The sequence below is a fragment of the Bacillus sp. B28 genome (genome assembly GCF_029536185.1).
Taxonomy (GTDB): domain Bacteria; phylum Bacillota; class Bacilli; order Bacillales; family Bacillaceae; genus Bacillus; species Bacillus halotolerans.
The window spans coordinates 3720784-3737518 of sequence record NZ_CP120511.1; the positions used below are offsets into that span (position 1 = coordinate 3720784).

The following is a 16735-nucleotide window of genomic DNA, read 5'->3' on the forward strand; positions in this document are numbered from 1 at the left end:
CTCCTATTGCTGCACCATCTCTCCGAACTGTGCATGATGCAGTCTGCTGTAAATACCGCCGGCTTCGATCAGTTCCTGATGCCGCCCTTGTTCCTCGATACCGTTTTTTGTCACGACGACAATTCTGTCCGCGTGTTTGATCGTCGCCAGTCTGTGGGCGATCACCAGCGTTGTGCGCCCCTCCGACAATTCTTGAAGCGCCTTTTGGATCGCTGCTTCTGTTTCTGTATCAAGGGCGGAAGTTGCCTCGTCCAGAATCAGGATAGATGGATTTTTCAAGAACATCCTCGCTATGGAAAGGCGCTGCTTTTGCCCGCCGGAAAGTTTTACGCCGCGTTCTCCGATGACAGTGTCCAATCCATCCGGCATGTGATTGACGAGTTCTTCTAAGTGAGCCTGCTTCACAGCCTGCCAGATTTCCTCTTCTGATGCATCCAAACAGCCATATGCAATATTCTCTCTCAGTGTGCCCGAGAATAAGAAAACGTCCTGCTGCACAACGCCAATCTGCCCGCGCAAGGAAGACAGCGTCATGTCTTTAGTGCTGATGCCGTCAATGGCAATGTCGCCTTCTGACGCTTCATAAAAGCGCGGAAGCAGACTGCAAAGTGTTGATTTCCCCGCTCCGGACGGACCGACAAACGCTACCGTTTCCCCCGCCCGAATGGTCAGGTTAATGTCATGAAGGACATGTTGATTCTCATCATAGCCAAACGAAACATGCTGATAGCGGATATCGCCTTTCAGCCCGGAAACGTCTCTCGCCTCAGGAGAATCCTGAATATCCGGCTCTGTCTCCATCAGTTCCATGTAGCTTTTAAAGCCGGCAATTCCCCGCGGATACATTTCAATAATGGCGTTAATTTTGTCAATCGGCCGAAACAGGACATTTGTTAATAGCACAAACGCCACAAATTCTCCGTATGACAAGGAGCCTCGGATGACAAACCACGTACCGCACAAGAGGACAAACAGCGTGACAAACCGTGTCAGCATATAGCTGATGGAGCCGTTTTTCGCCATGATTTTATATGATGACAGCTTAGTGATGCGAAATCGCTGATTGTTGACAGCGAAGCGCTCTTTTTCAAACGATTCATTGCCGAACGCCTGAACGAGCCGGATGCCGCCGATATTATTTTCTACCCGCGCACTGAAGTCCCCGATATCCTTGTTCAGCGTCGTAAACGCTTTGGTCATTTTTTTATTGAAGTAAAGCGCAAGCCAAATGACAATCGGCATGATCATAAACGTCAGCAATGCCAGCTGCCAGTTGATAAACAGCATAACCCCGAACGCCCCAAGAATCGTCATAATGGCGATGAACAAATCTTCTGGACCGTGATGGGCGACTTCGCCGATGTACATTAAGTCGTTCGTCAGCTTCGACATTAACGTTCCCGTCTTGTTGTTGTCGTAAAATTTGAAGGACAGCTTTTGCAGATGGTCAAATAGCGACTTTCTCATATCGGTTTCAATATTGATTCCGAGCATATGCCCCCAATACGTGACGACATATTGAAGAGCCGAACTGAGCGCGTAAACCGCGAACAATCCGATTGAGGTCGCGATGATCAGGCCCCAGTCCCTGCCCGGAAGCAAGGTATCAATAAAATAATTGACGATCAAAGGAAAACTCAGCTCCATTAAGCCTCCCGCGATCGCCGAGAAAAAGTCGAGAAAGAACAACGTTTTATATGGTTTATAATAAGAAAAAAATTGCCGCAGCACCCTATCTTCCCCCAATGTATAAATAACTGATAATATTTCTCAATTATACTATACACCAGCTGTTTTGAAAGATCAGATTTCTTTTTTCTTACAGAACACCTGAAAACAGACGGGCAAAGGATTCTTTTGTTCGGTCGGCCATTCCTCTTTTATAAAAGCCGACAGGGCTTAGTTTTTCACTATCTACCATATCCTCTTCGAAATGGGCTTCAAGGGTGCGGATCGCTTCGGCATCCGTGAAGAAAACGTTCACTTCAAAATTGAGCTGAAAGCTGCGCATATCCATGTTTGCGGTTCCGACTGAGGCGAGATCGCCGTCAATGATTATCACTTTTTGATGCATGAAGCCTTTTTGATAGGAATACACCTCAATCCCTTCTAGAAGCAGTTCAGGGAAATACGATCTCGACGCGTATTGCGTTAAAAAGCTGTCATTCGTCTCCGGCACCATAATCCGCACCTGGACCCCTTTTGTCGCCGCGGCTTTCAAAGCCGTGCGGATGGATTCATTCGGGACAAAATAAGGCGTGGCGATCCACACAGATTTCTGCGCTGTAGAAATCATTTCATAGTAGAGGTCACTCATGCTTTCCTTCATGTCAGGCCCTGTCGCGACAATTTGATAAATGCCTCCGCCCTCCACGGGGACTGGCGTATTGTATTCTTTTTGATCAATTAACACTTCATTAGAGACATATTCCCAATCCAGCATAAAGATGGCGTGAAGCGTTTGCACAATTTCTCCTTCCAGCCGCAGATGAGTGTCCCTCCAAAAACCGATAATCGGGTCTCGGCTGATATATTCCTTCCCGACATTCAATCCGCCGACAAAGCCGATTTTCCCGTCTATGATCACGATTTTACGGTGATTTCGAAAATTCAATTTCTGATTGAAGAACCCGTATTTCAGGGGAGAAAACGGAACGATGTCCACGCCCGCTTGTTTCATTTTCATGATATCTCTGCTTGCCAATTTGATGCTCCCTGCGGCGTCATATAAAAACCGCACCTCGACACCCTGACGCGCCTTTTCCATCATAATCTCCATCATGCCGCGGCCAAGCATGTCCGATTTGAACATGTAGTATTCGATATGCAGATAAGATTCCGCTTTCCGCATTGCTTTGAAAATATCAGGAAAGGTTTGTTCCCCGTTTTTCAAAACCTTCACCTTGCTTTTCGTGTTGATATTCATATGTGAAGCCCTGATGGAATAGGTAAAGAACCTTTCCTGATTGTCCTTCAATCCGGTCACTTCAGGCGTTTCCTCCATGTCAAACTGCTTTCGAAGCTTCTCCCTGTTGTACATTCGTTTTGTTTTAAACAGCTTTCCTTTTACATACAGCTGTCCGGAAAACAGATAAAACATGTAGCCCGCGATCGGAAAAAAGACTAGAATATGTATCCATAACAGCGTGTGCTGTGACGTTCGATTTTCAAGGATTAACGAATAAATGCTGAACAAAATAATGCCGGCATAGCAAAGCAATCCTCCGTAAAACTCAAGCCTGGAAACCGGAAAAACCCATATGACGTATGCCCCGATGAGCATGATATATAAAAAGAAAAACTCCAGTCTCCTTTTCAGCATTTGTCCCCTCTCCAATCCGATCCGATTACCTTCGTATTTCCTCTTATTTCTAACCGTTAAACCTTTCTATGAAAAAAGCCTCTCCGCGCACGGGGCGGAAAGGCTTACGAGGAGGCTTCCTGTGATTGGCCGGAAGTAAAGTTCTTGAGCAAATCTGGCTTCAGCGAGTAGCTGCTTTTGATTTTATGCTTAAAGAAGCCGACAGCCAATCCCGTGATGGCAATGGACAGGATGGAGCAGAGACCTTTTTGCAAACCGACGGAAAAAATGCCGGCCAGCACAACGGCGAAATCGAAGGTGAAATTAACCGTCCCCGGATTCCACCCGTATCGCTTTTGCATAAATAAAGCGAGAATATTGGCGCCGCCAAGGGATGCCTGGTGATAAAACATGAGCGACAGGCCGAACCCGATCAATGCTCCGCCGCAAATCGCGCCGGCAAACGGGGAAAAAGAGACGGGCGGAAGCCAGTGATCAGCGCTTGTAAAAAGAGTCAGTGCTGTTACTGCAAATAACGTGGATAAAGTGAAGCTGGCACCCATTCTGATAAAAGAGAAGACATAAAACGGGATATTAATCAGAAAGAAGATCATAGCAAACGAGGAATGAAACACGTACGTCAGGCTTAGAGAAAGGCCGGCTGTGCCGCCGGTTAATACATGAGAATGTCTGAGCGTCAGAACTCCGGCGCTAGTGATGAGGCAGGCAGTTAAAATGAGGAACATCCGTTTCATTCTTCACTCTCCTTTTTCGAACATATTGTTATTTCCAAATACAAAAATATCAGTATTCCTTACAGCCAAGCAATTGTCTTGTAAGAAAATATCTTAGGTTTTTATTTTTTCCTATAATGTGAAGAGAAGATGAGAAATCCCCCTTTTTGGCTAAGGGGGATGTTTTTACGGATGCTGTATGTGCTGTTTCGAACGCTTGCGATATACGACATAGCTGCGGGTCAGGTATTTGAGCGGCAGACTGAACACGTGAACCAATCTCGTAAATGGCCACATGATAAAAATGACGTATCCCATGAGAATATGAAGCTTAAACCATAGCGGAACACTCTCCATTAAAGAAGCGTCCGGCCTCAACAAAAAGATCTGCCTGAACCACGGCCCGACTGTTGTCCGGTAATCGAATCCTTTCGAATCAACGTTGAGAAATGTGGCTGCAACGCCCGAGACCATCACAAACAGCAGCAAAAACAGCGTGAGAAAATCGGAGGGCGAGCTGGTTTTGCGGATCCTTTTGTCAAACAGCCTTCTGTATGTCAGGATGAAAAGTCCAATTACTGCAGCAATTCCCGCCGGCAAGCCGACGCCAATCGCCATTTTGTGATACACGTGTTCTGTGATGCCGATTGCACGATACACACCTTCGGGGATGAGAATGCCCATAACGTGTCCGCCGATAACAAACAGCATCCCCCAATGAAAGAGCGTGCTGCCCGCCGCAAGCTTTTTCTTTTCTAACAGTTCGCTTGATTTGGCGGTCCAGCCAAACTGGTCGTGCTGATAGCGGTAAATATGCCCGCCGATAAATATCGTCAATACCATATACGGCATGATGACCCACAGGATCTGCCCGCTCATATCCGAACAGCTCCTTCGCTGCTTTCACACAAGCCGATTTCCTCAAGTGCGGTAAGCAGTGCATCCAGCAGTACGGCATATAAACTTTGGTTTTGATCTAAACGGGATGTCAGCTCCCGCAAATTAGACAGATACTTCTCAAATATGCTCTTGGCTTCCTTCATCTCCGCAATGGCGGCGAATTCCAGCATAAGCGGCAGGTAATCGGGAAGCTCTTTGTCTGTCGGGAGGAAGCCGGATTGCTCATAAGTGTTCTTTAACTGCAGCAATTCAATGCCGCGTTCCCTTTGCTCGCCTGAGTTAAAGTAGGTGACATACATATTCGTTTTTTTCCCGAAGTCAAACGTGTATACATAATGTTCAATCAGGGCCTGCGGGGAAAAACATGCTGATGACTTTACAAAATGAAGCAGTTTCTCCCGGATATGCTGATTTTCGATTTCATTGATCAGATCTTTCCATTCGGGATGTTCCGCTCTCCACTCTTCATCCGGATACGAAAGAAGATAGGAAAGAGCCGAGAATGTGATTTGCCGGTCTGTGGTGTTCATCGTGTTACACCTCATTTTTCTTTGGTTATATACAAGAGCCGGGACCGCCTGAAAATGATAAGCCGCAGCTCCCTTGTTCAGCGTATAAATCAGAAATGTCTTCACGGTGGCTGCTCGGAATCACAAATCGGTCATCGTATTTGGCGATCGCAAGCAGCCGATACATGTCTTCAATTTGCTGTTCTGTTAAGCCGACACTGGAGATCAGTGCCGGATCGATTGATTTATTCGTCTGGATCGCTCTCATATACTGGCGCATGACAGACATTTTCTTTAATGTCGACCGAATATGATCTGTATCACCGGCCGTTAATAGTTGCGCCAAATAGTCAATCGGAATCCTCATTTGGTCGATAGCCGGAAAAATGTCTTCCGCTGTTTGCCGGCTTCCCTCTCCTTCAAAGAGATTCATGATTGGACTCAAAGGAGGAATGTACCAAACCATCGGCAATGTCCGATACTCCGGATGAAGCGGCAGGGCGATTTTCCAGTCGATGATCATCTTATAAATGGGCGATTGCTGTGCAGCCTCTATCCATTCTGTCGGGATGCCCTGTTCTTTTGCTTGTTTAGCAACCTCGGGATCATTCGGATCAAGAAACACTTCTAATTGAGAATGATAGAGATCCTTTTCATTTTCTGCAGATGCCGCTTCCTCCACCTTATCCGCGTCATACAGCATGACGCCCAAATAACGGATTCTCCCCACACATGTCTCTGAACAGATGGTCGGCAGTCCCGCCTCCAAACGCGGAAAGCAGAGTGTGCATTTTTCCGCTTTGTTCGTTTGCCAGTTAAAATAGACTTTTTTATAAGGGCAGGATGAAACGCAATATCTCCATGAACGGCACGCGTTTTGATCCACAAGCACAATGCCGTCTTCCTCGCGTTTGTACATGGCGCCGGACGGGCAGGATGAAACGCACGCCGGATTGATGCAGTGCTCGCAGATGCGCGGAAGATACATCATAAAGACTTCATCGAATTCTGTTTTGATAGACTCCTCCATCTTTTGAACGTTCGGATCTTCAAGTCCCGTAATGTGGCCGCCCGCCAGATCGTCCTCCCAGTTCGGCCCCCATTCAATATTCATGAAATCTCCCGTCAGCGACGATTTTGGCCGCGCTACGGGCTGATGTTTTTTCTGCGGACTGTTAGTCAGCGTTTCATAATCATAGTTCCAAGGCTCGTAGTAATCATCAATGGTTGGCTGATTCGGATTATAGAAAAGATTTGCAAGACGGTTGGTTTTCGGGCCTGATTTCAGCTCGAGCTTTCCTTTTTTTAAGGTCCAGCCGCCTTTATATTTGTCCTGATCCTCCCATTGCTTCGGATAGCCGATACCTGGCTTTGTTTCTACATTATTGAAATACATATATTCGGCACCGGAACGGTTTGTCCACGTGTTTTTGCAAGTGACGCTGCACGTGTGGCAGCCGATGCATTTATCTAAGTTCATGACCATTCCGATTTGCGCTTTAATCTTCAAGCCAATCGACCTCCTTCAGCTTGCGGATGACCACATTCAGATCGCGCTGATTCCCCGTAGGGCCATAGTAGTTAAAGCCGTAGCTGAGCTGGGCATAGCCGCCGATCATCTGTGTCGGCTTGACGTGAATCCTTGTCGGACTGTTATGGGTGCCTCCGCGGTTATTGGTCAGTTTTGTGCCGGGCACGTTGATGTGGCGGTCTTGGGCATGATGCATAAACGCCATTCCTTTAGGAATACGGTGAGAAAGAACGGCTCTCGCTACGACAACGCCATTTCGGTTGAAGCATTCAATCCAATCGTTGTCTCGGATATCTGTGTCCTCTGCATCATCTTTATTCATCCACACTGTCGGCCCGCCGCGAAATAGCGTAAGCATCGGCAGAGAATCAAAATACATGCTGTGCACGGACCATTTGTTATGCGGCGTTAAATAATTGAGAACGATTTCTTTGCCCTCTTGATCAGGCCGTTTGCTTAAGAAAGGGCGATGCTGGAGGATCGGTTTAAAGGTCGCCATCGTTTCCCCGAACTCCATCATCAGCTCATGATCGACATAATAGGATTGTCTGCCTGTCAGCGTACGCCAAGGGATTAATTTTTCCACATTTGTCGTAAACGGCGAATACCTGCGCCCGCCTTTTTCCGAGCCTGTAAATGCCGGAGATGTGATCACCGTTTTGGGCTGAGCCGTGATTTGTTCGAACGTAAAGCATTCTTCCTCCCGCTCTTCAGCCAGATCTTTCAGCTTCAGATTTGTGATGTCTTCAAGCGATTCCCATGCTTTTACGGCAACTTTTCCATTCGACGTGGACGAAAGGGTTAAAACGGCTTCTGCCGCCTGCTTGGCCTCGCTTATATTTGGACATCCCTTTGCGACACTGTCTGAGGTGACTTCTCCCAGCCTTTTTTTGAGTGATTCGTATTCATCGGCAATCGACCAGCTCATGCCTTTTGTTCCGTTTGGTTTTAAGGCGGCGTTTGGGCCGAGCGCAGTCATTTTATGAAAGATTTGCTTGTAGTCCCTTTCAACAACTTGAATGTTCGGCATCGTTTTCCCCGGGACGGCTTCGCATTCGCCTTTGCTCCAGTCCTTAATTTTTCCGAGAGGCTGGGCCATTTCCTGCATGGTGTCATGGAGGAGCGGTGCGGCGACAGCTTCTTTTACCGGCTTCATATCAACTTCGTCCGCGAGATCGGAGACGGCTTTTGATAAAGCCTTGAAAATATCCCAGTCTGACTTCGATTCCCAAGGAGCCGAAATAGCCGGGGCAAAGGGGTGGATAAACGGATGCATATCAGTGCTGCTGAGATCGTGTTTTTCATACCATGTCGCCGCCGGAAGCACGATATCGGAATACAAGGCGGTACCGGCCATTCGGAAATCGAGATTGATTAACAAATCGAGCTTTCCTTCCGGTGCCTGCTCGCGCCATTTGATTTCTTCAGGACGGATGCTGTCGCTGTCGTCATTCATCAAGCCGTTCGTCGTTCCCAAGAGATGCTTGAGAAAATATTCATGCCCTTTTCCCGAACTGGAGATCAGATTCGCTCTCCACACGAACAGGTTTCTCGGAAAATTCGCTTCATTGTCAGGATCTTCAATGGCAAATTTCAGTTTTTTCTCTTGAAGCTGGCGGGCCACATAGTCAGCAACATCTTTTGTTGTCTTCGCCCCCGCTTTTTCAGCTTCTTTGTACAGGTCAATTCCGTTTTTATCAAATGTCGGATAAGACGGAAGCCACCCGAGTCTTGCCGCCAGCACATTGTAGTCGGCGTGATGCTTGTAGCGGGAGGATGCCGCGATCGGAGATGCTAAGTCACTGACCGGCTGATCCTCGTAGCGCCACTGGTCAGTCGCAAAATAGAAAAAGGAAGTGCCGTTTTGCAGCTTTGGCGCCCCCTCCCAATCCTTAGCGTTGGCGATCGTCTGCCAGCCTTCAGCAGGGCGGAGTTTTTCCTGTCCTACATAATGAGCCCAGCCTCCGCCGTTTACGCCTTGGGCGCCTACCAGTAATACGAGATTTAATACTGCCCGGTAGATCGTGTCAGAGTTGAACCAGTGGTTGATCCCCGCCCCTACGATAATCATGGATCGGCCCTCTGTATCGATTGCATTTTGGGCAAACTCTCTGGCTATCTTAATGACGGCTTCTTTTTTGATCCCTGTCACCTGCTCCTGCCAGGCTGGCGTAAACGGTTCAGGATCGTCATACGAGCAGGCTGATTTCTCCCCGATCCCCCGATTCACGCCGTAGTTAGCCAAAATCAAGTCAAATACGGTTGTGACATAGACATCTTCATTGTCCAGGGCCAGTTTTTTTATAGGCAGATCTCGCTCTAGCACTCTGTTTCCCTCATTTGAGAAATAAGGGATTCGAACTGTGCCGATTTCGTCCTCTATGCCGAGCACCGAAAGCCGGGGTTCAATCGATTCGCCTGTTTCTTCATCTATCATGTGCAGGTTCCATTTCTTTTGGCCGTCCCAGCGGGAGCCCATTGTTCCTTGCGGAATCGCGAATGCGCTTGTACGTTCATTCCACACCGCAGGCTTCCACTGATCATGCTCCGTCTGCCGCCCGATGTCCTTTGCGTGAAGAAAACGCCCGGCCGTATACACGCCATCCTCTTTAGTTAGAGTGACAAAGAACGGGAAATCCGTGTATTGCTTTGCGTACTCTATGAAACGCTCTGTCTTCTGATTAACGTAAAACTCCTGCAGGATCACATGCCCCATCGCCATCGCAAGCGCGCCGTCTGTTCCTTGGCGGATGCTCAGCCAGTCATCTGCAAATTTAGAGGATTCCGCGAAATCGGGGCTGATTGAGATGACCTTAGCGCCTTTATAGCGGGCTTCTGCCAAAAAATGCGCATCCGGCGTCCTCGTTAACGGCACATTGGAGCCCCATGTGATGATATAGCCTGAGTTGTACCAATCACTGCTTTCCGGGACGTCTGTCTGGTCGCCCCAGATTTGCGGCGATGCCGGGGGAAGATCCGCATACCAATCATAGAAACTGAGCATAGGGCCGCCAATCAAAGACATAAACCGCGAGCCTGACGCATGGCTTATCATGGACATAGCCGGAATCGGAGAAAACCCGATATTCCGGTCAGGGCCGTATGTTATAACCGTATACAGCAGAGAAGCAGAAATCAGCTTCAGCACCTCCGGCCATTCAGCGCGCACAAAGCCGCCCTTTCCCCGCGCCTGTTTATAGGACTTCGCTTTATCCGGATTTTCAACGATCGATTTCCATGCTTCCAAAGGGTTTTGATGAGCCTGCAATGCTTCCCGCCACAAATTGATCAGGACACCGCGCACGTATGGATATTTGACACGCAGCGGGCTGTAGATATACCAGGAAAAACTTGCCCCGCGGGGACAGCCCCTTGGCTCGAAGTCAGGCATATCAGGGCCGGTTGAAGGATAATTCAAATTTTGCCCTTCCCACGTGACGATGCCGTTTTTCACATAAATATTCCAGCTGCAAGATCCCGTGCAGTTGACTCCGTGGGTGGAGCGGACAACTTTATCGTACTGCCATCTGTTTCTATATACATTCTCCCAATCGCGATCTTCGCGGGTGGTTTGGCTATGTTTATTTGAATGGTGTTCGATAGGAGAGAAATAGTTCAATCTCCTAAACAACGGACTCAATTTCTTTTTCTTCATGAGAGTTCACTCCTTCCGAGTCAGGTGATGCTAAGTTCACTATAAACAGAGAAAGCGTATTTCCTTGTGAACTATGTCACACACTCCCCTTTTTTCACAGAAAGTTCACATGAGGAAGAAGGAAGGGACTTTCACAGGATGTGATGAAGGCGGCGTTCAGGCAGGACGCCTGAGTCATTAGCCGTCTTTCATTCAAAGATCAAAAACCCGGTTCCTTTTAGGAATCGGGCTCAGCGTTTTCATCCTGAGATCTATGCATGTATCGCAAAAACAGCTCATAAGAGAAAAAGACATTTTGCTGGAGCATCACCAGAAAATTCATTTGCAGCTGCGGATAATAGGACATGATTTTCTTTAATAAGTAAAAAGGGATATTGAGCATAAGAATGTCTTCGGATGTTCGGACTGAAATGAATGGAGATAAGAACATCCCGCCTTTTTGATCAATGGGAAACACATCGCCTTTTTCCCACAGCGCCACGGTTTGCGACCCTTCAGGCAGCCTGCTGTCAATAAAACGAATACTGCCTTTTAATACAATATAAATGGATTGAGAATGGAGAAAAGATAGATCCTGATCACATGAACCGCGGATAAACGTCCCGTTATTCAGCAATGTTTCGACAATGGATAGAGGCACTTCATTAAACATAGGAAGTTGTTTCAAAAAAAATAAATAGTCACACTGATTCATAGGGAAGCCTCCTGTGCTAAGGATAGCTTTAGTGTAGCCCGGCCGATCCATGACAGCAGTGATGTATTTCACAGATGATATGATGAATGTCACTTATTGGCGGTATTTTTGCTTTTATAATGAAACAAGAAAGGAGTGTTTCGATGAAGGCGCTTATTCCGAAGCAGCACGGCGCTTGGGCCATGCTGCTGATTCCGTTTTGCCTCGGTATGGTGAAGGGAGGAGCGATTCTTTGGCATATCCCCCTATTTTTAGGCTGGCTTTTTCTTTATTTAGCTGTTTATCCTGTTACGCTGGCATTAAAAAAGAAACAAATCAACCCCTATCAAAAGTGGATATTTTCTTACAGTTTTCCAGCCTGCAGCTTTTTGCTTGCCGCTGTCATCCATAAGCCGTCTTTTATCTGGCTTGCCTTTTCTTTGCTGCCGCTGTTTCTCATTCATGTGTATTATGCCCGGCAAAAAAATGAACGAGCGCTGCTGAATGATTTTGCGGGCGTCTTATTCTTTTGTACAGGCGGACTCGCCAGCTGCTGGCTGGGGACGGAGACTCTTGACGGCTGGGCATGGTTTATTTTCGCACAATCTGCTTTGTTTTTTATCGGAAGTTCATTTTATGTGAAGTCGGTGATCCGGGAGAAGAATAATAGAGTATTTGCCTGCTGGTCGTGGGGCTATCACCTGATCCTCCCCTTACTTTCCGCAGCTTTTGGAGCGGGCTGGGCCGTTCTCGCCTTTATCCCCAGCAGTTTGCGTGCATGGTTTTTTCATGGAAAGAAGTGGCCTGTTCAAACGATCGGCATTCTTGAAATCGTCAATGCGTGCTTCTTTTTCGCCATCATGTGTATTTGGCTAACAAGATAAAAACAAGGACACATTGCTGTCCTTGTTTCCTCTTAATCAATATTGCAAATCTCTAACGGGCAATTTTCGCACTCAATCTCACACCGTAAATAGTCCCGCTGATGCAGTACAATCTTTCCGGAATCCTCTATTGAAATAACCCCTTGTTTGCGGAGATCACCCAGCATGCGGTTGACGCTCTCTCTTGCAGCCGCGCAAAATTTCGCCAAATCCTGGTTTGTCAGGGCAATGTTAATGAGAATGCCGTCACTCCGGTTCACCCCATAGCTGTTTGACAAGCGGATGAGGGTGGAGTAGAGCGCCCCTTTTTTGCCATGAAGAAGAAGGTCTCTGATTTTGGATTGAATTTTGCGCAAATGGGTGCTCATCCATTTCATAAATTCAAATGTCAAAGCACCGTTGTGGATAAGTTCCTTTTCAAGTCTGCTTTTATTGATGACGAGCACTTCGCCATCCTCCAGCACTTTTGCACTGAGCATATATCTCGGTTCTTCTGTGAAAAGTGTTAATTCACCGACAATATCATTTTGTTGGCAGATTCTTAGCGTCAGGTCTTTGCCGTCAGCCGTCAGCTTCCCGATTTCAATGAGTCCTGACTGAATCAGATAAAGCTCTTCTGCATCCATTCCTTCTCGAAACAGGTATGTGTGTTTTTTGATTTTTCTTTTTGTACTGATGGATTCCAGCAATTGATGAAGATCACTGGAAATAAGATCCTTATCAGATGTTCGAACAGAGAGAAAATTCATGAGCTCACCTCGAAGAAAAGTCACGTTGTGTATCTATTGTAACGTGAAATCATTTGCGCTTTTCAGAAAAAACTTACAATCTCGTGAATTCCCCAATCGCCGGCGGCCCGTCAGTTTACGCTGTGCCCGCTTCTCTCTGTATGTGTTTTCATTCTTTCCTGCCAATACATCCATATGACAATGACAAAGCTTGCTAACGCGACTTCCGAAAGCGCCATAAATCCGATGGCGTATTGTCCCGTCGCCTGAAATACACTCGCCAGGATCAGCGGAGGGAAAAAGCCGCCTAATCCGCCCATGGCAGACACGACTCCGTTGGCGATTCCCGCCTGCTTAGAAAAATAGAAAGGAACCAGTTTAAAAACCGTCCCGTTTCCAATCCCGGAGCACACCGCAACCGTTAACGCCCCAAAGGCGTAAATGCCGATCGTCGGCGAAAACGACAGGATGACGCCCGATAATGTCAAGCCGGCAAAGACAAACATCAGGATGCGGAGCGGACTCACTTTATCAGCCAGCCACCCGCCCGCCGGCCTGAGCAGCGTGGATACAGCAATAAAACCTGCCGTCCGCAGCCCGGCATCCGCAGGACTCAGATCAAACTGCTCAACAAGAAAGTTTGGCAGATAGATTGTAAAAGCGACAAAGGCGCCAAACGTAATAAAATAAAAGAGACTCAGAAACCACAGCACATGATTTCGGTAAACGGCTTTGATTTGAGTCTTTACGGACACCTTCACTTTCTTCTCATGCCGGTCACCGAAGAAAAAGTGCAGCAAAGCAAATAAAGCCAGCAGAACCATATACATTTGCACCGTACTTTTCCACCCCGCCGCTTGAGCAATCACGGGAGCTGCAAATGTAGTGATCGCGGTTCCGATATTCCCGGCACCGTAAATACCGTTTACAACGCCATGTTTTTCTTTAGGATAGTACTTCGGAAGAGATGTAACCCCAATGGAAAAAACGGCTCCCCCAATCCCTAAGAAAAAACCGCCCGCGATTAAATCAAACAGGGAATCTGCCATACTGATCCAAAATACAGGGAATAAAAGCAATATAAAGCTAATCATAAAAATGATCCGCGCGCCAAACCTGTTGGTCAAATACCCCAGCGGAATGCGGAGAAGCGATCCTAATATAACGGGTATGGCCGTTACCAGGGAGATTTCGCCTTTGCTCAAATGAATATCTAATGTGATTTGGGAAATAAGTGACGAAATCAGCACCCAAACCATAAACCCTGCCACCAAGCTTAATGACTGCAGCGATAATTGAAAGTGTTGACGGTTAATCATTCGGCTTGCCCCTTTCACTGATTCAATAATCAGCCTTATCATACAAAAACTCGGCGAAGAAGATTGTGAACTATATCACACGTTTTTTTAACAAAAAAAGGACAAAGCCCTCTGGCTTTGTCCTTTCAGCTTGATTACATTTTTTCAGGAGCCGATACGCCAATCAATTGAAGCGCGTTGTTCAGCGTGATTTGCGTTGCTTTCATTAAAGCTAAGCGCGCACGGCTTTTCTCTTCGTTTTCAGGGTCGATGACTTTCTCCGCATTGTAGAAGCTGTGCAGAGCTGAAGCCAAGTCATAAATATAGTTCGTCACACGGTGAGGAATTCGTTTTTCCGCCGCTTCCGCCACTGCCTCTGGGAAACCGCCGATTGTTTTCAGCAGATCATATTCTTTTTCTGATTGAATAGGGCTGAAATCAAGATCTGCCGCCGGCTTAAGTCCTTGCTCTTCCCCTTGGCGAAGCATGCTGCAAATGCGGGCATGTGCGTATTGCGCATAATATACAGGGTTTTCGTTAGATGTTGATACAGCAAGATCCAAGTCAAAATCCATATGCGTATCAGCGCTGCGCATCGCGAAGAAATAACGCACGGCATCAAGGCCGACTTCGTCAATCAGGTCGCGCATCGTTACCGCTTTCCCCGTCCGTTTGCTCATTTTCATTTTCTCGCCGTTTTTGTAAAGGTGCACGAGCTGAATGATTTCTACTTCCAACGTTCCTTTTTCATAGCCAAGTGCTTCGATTGCCGCTTTCATACGCGGGATGTAGCCGTGGTGGTCGGCGCCCCATACGTTGACCAGCTTATCAAAGCCGCGGTCAAGCTTGTCCTTATGGTAGGCGATATCAGGAAGCAGGTATGTGTATGTGCCGTCCTTTTTGATCAGTACGCGGTCTTTGTCATCACCGAACGTTGTGGAACGGAACCAAGTCGCACCGTCTTCCTCATAGACATGGCCTTTCTCACGCAGCGCGTCCAGCGCCTTATCGATTTTTCCGTTTTGGTACAGTGATGTTTCAGAATACCACACGTCAAACGGCACACGGAAGTTTTCCAAGTCTACGCGAAGCTTCTCCAGCTCGTATTTCAAACCGTACTCACGGAAAAATGCGAGGCGTTCGCTTTCTTCTTCGTTGACGAAACGGTCGCCGTATTCCTCAGCGAGACGCTTTCCGATTGAAATGATATCCTCACCGCGGTAGCCGTCCTCCGGCATCGGTTTTTCCAGTCCAAGCGCTTCAAAGTAACGGACTTCCACAGAAAGCGCCAGGTTGTTAATCTGGTTTCCGGCATCGTTAATGTAGTATTCGCGGCTCACATCGTAACCCGCTTTTGCAAGCACATTGCACAAGGAATCGCCGACAGCCGCACCGCGCGCGTGGCCTAAGTGAAGGTCGCCCGTCGGATTTGCAGATACGAATTCCACTTGAACGCGTTCGCCGTTTCCGATGTTTGTTTCTCCATACGCGTCTCCCGCTTCCAATACAGACGGGATCAGCTTCGTTAAATATTGATTGTTCATATAGAAATTGATAAAACCAGGACCGGCGATATCAAGCTTTTCAATAGAAGCCTTTCCTTTATCAAAAGAAGCGACAATCTCCTCAGCGATTTGGCGCGGCGCTTTTTTCGCGATTCTCGCGAGCTGCATCGCCATATTTGTTGAATAATCGCCGTGTGTTTTATCCTTCGGTGTTTCTAAAATGACATTTGGAATCTGGCTTTCTTCAGCCAGTCCCGCTTTCAGAACGGCTGCTTTGATTTCTTCTTTCAGCACGTCCTTCATCTGTTCCGCAATGTTCATGCGTGAGTTCCTCCCTCATACGTGATCGTCATATTATGTAAATGCTGCTGCTCGTCTCCGACATGCATATCATATGCGATACTGATACGGCCTTGTTCTTCGCCGAGATCAGATTGAATCGATTTTGTGCTCGTTTTCAGCTCAAGCTCACCAAATGACATTTTATATTTGGCGATTGTGGAAGCTCCAGTCACGAAACGCTGGTTCATTTTGACAGCACCTGATCTCATGACAAGCACTTCGCCTTCGCTTACTTTTACAATCGTTTTCACTTTGCCTAAGTCGTGTTCTTCATAATAAGATAGATACACTTTATTCTGTTTCACATAGTAAAATCCGGTGGTGCGGAATTCGATCACTTCTTCGTTTCCGTCATCCTCGATCACAGATTTCACATGGATTGTTATCGGTGTCTCTTGCTTCATTCTGACACGTCCTTTTCATCTTTCCACTTTGACTTGAATAGTATAATCATTCGGTTTGTAAACTTCAACTGCTTCTATCTTACCATCATTGCTCATCAGATTTGAAGATAAACCTCAGAAAAAGCAATTCCTTTATAGAAGAGAAAATCATACCACTGATTACCTTTGGGAAATATTACATTTTTCCGAATTCTACCGTTTTCAATTCACATTTTCTTCAAAATATATGTATTGAAATGATAATTTGATAGTTTTAATATAAAAGTACATC

The 16735-nt window shown here is 46.9% G+C and carries 13 protein-coding genes; 1 reads left to right on the forward strand and 12 read right to left on the reverse strand.

From position 1 onward, the window contains the following. Nucleotides 1-3 precede the first annotated feature (3 nt). The 8 genes from P3L57_RS18575 to P3L57_RS18610 all read right to left on the reverse strand — a co-directional run bounded on the left by P3L57_RS18575 (nt 4) and on the right by P3L57_RS18610 (nt 11324). Nucleotides 4-1731 (reverse strand): ABC transporter ATP-binding protein, encoded by a 1728-nt coding sequence (locus P3L57_RS18575; RefSeq protein WP_069486792.1) that lies wholly within the window; start codon nt 1729-1731, stop codon nt 4-6. Between the two features lie 88 nt (nt 1732-1819). Then, complete coding sequence (cls, locus tag P3L57_RS18580) at nt 1820-3322, reverse strand: cardiolipin synthase (protein ID WP_069486791.1); 1503 nt, start codon at nt 3320-3322, stop codon at nt 1820-1822. 104 nt (nt 3323-3426) lie between these two features. Continuing rightward, nucleotides 3427-4056 (reverse strand): YitT family protein, encoded by a 630-nt coding sequence (locus tag P3L57_RS18585; RefSeq protein WP_069486790.1) that lies wholly within the window; start codon nt 4054-4056, stop codon nt 3427-3429. Nucleotides 4057-4221: 165 nt separating this feature from the next. Beyond that, on the reverse strand, nt 4222-4914 hold the full coding sequence (gene narI, locus P3L57_RS18590) for a respiratory nitrate reductase subunit gamma (protein ID WP_059292339.1): 693 nt from the start codon (nt 4912-4914) through the stop codon (nt 4222-4224). Beyond that, nucleotides 4911-5465: a nitrate reductase molybdenum cofactor assembly chaperone gene (gene narJ, locus P3L57_RS18595; RefSeq protein WP_069486789.1), complete on the reverse strand. Its 555-nt coding sequence runs from the start codon at nt 5463-5465 to the stop codon at nt 4911-4913. Before narJ ends, narI begins: the two co-directional genes overlap by 4 nt. Before the next feature lie 25 nt (nt 5466-5490). Further along, complete coding sequence (narH, locus tag P3L57_RS18600) at nt 5491-6954, reverse strand: nitrate reductase subunit beta (RefSeq protein WP_044159791.1); 1464 nt, start codon at nt 6952-6954, stop codon at nt 5491-5493. Next, nucleotides 6944-10630 carry a nitrate reductase subunit alpha gene (locus P3L57_RS18605; protein WP_069486788.1) on the reverse strand — a complete coding sequence of 1229 codons (3687 nt, stop codon included), beginning with the start codon at nt 10628-10630 and terminating at the stop codon, nt 6944-6946. The genes narH and P3L57_RS18605 overlap by 11 nt, the downstream gene beginning before the upstream one ends. Before the next feature lie 217 nt (nt 10631-10847). Then, the gene (locus tag P3L57_RS18610; RefSeq protein ID WP_059335151.1) at nt 10848-11324 is read right to left on the reverse strand and encodes a cyclic nucleotide-binding domain-containing protein; all 477 of its coding nucleotides are present in this window, start codon (nt 11322-11324) and stop codon (nt 10848-10850) included. 143 nt (nt 11325-11467) lie between these two features. Between P3L57_RS18610 and P3L57_RS18615 the strand changes: the two genes are divergently transcribed. Then, complete coding sequence (locus P3L57_RS18615) at nt 11468-12187, forward strand: YwiC-like family protein (protein ID WP_069486787.1); 720 nt, start codon at nt 11468-11470, stop codon at nt 12185-12187. A 32-nt stretch (nt 12188-12219) separates the two neighbouring features. On the opposite strand, the gene P3L57_RS18620 is transcribed toward P3L57_RS18615, so the two are convergent. The 4 genes from P3L57_RS18620 to P3L57_RS18635 all read right to left on the reverse strand — a co-directional run bounded on the left by P3L57_RS18620 (nt 12220) and on the right by P3L57_RS18635 (nt 16464). Continuing rightward, complete coding sequence (locus P3L57_RS18620) at nt 12220-12936, reverse strand: fumarate/nitrate reduction transcriptional regulator Fnr (protein ID WP_069486786.1); 717 nt, start codon at nt 12934-12936, stop codon at nt 12220-12222. Between the two features lie 110 nt (nt 12937-13046). Next, the gene (locus P3L57_RS18625; protein WP_069486785.1) at nt 13047-14234 is read right to left on the reverse strand and encodes a nitrate/nitrite transporter; all 1188 of its coding nucleotides are present in this window, start codon (nt 14232-14234) and stop codon (nt 13047-13049) included. A 134-nt stretch (nt 14235-14368) separates the two neighbouring features. Continuing rightward, nucleotides 14369-16039, reverse strand: coding sequence for an arginine--tRNA ligase (gene argS / locus P3L57_RS18630; protein ID WP_059353713.1), 1671 nt, complete (start codon nt 16037-16039; stop codon nt 14369-14371). Beyond that, the gene (locus P3L57_RS18635) at nt 16036-16464 is read right to left on the reverse strand and encodes a YwiB family protein (RefSeq protein WP_024123211.1); all 429 of its coding nucleotides are present in this window, start codon (nt 16462-16464) and stop codon (nt 16036-16038) included. Before P3L57_RS18635 ends, argS begins: the two co-directional genes overlap by 4 nt. Between the last annotated feature and the right edge of the window lie 271 nt (nt 16465-16735).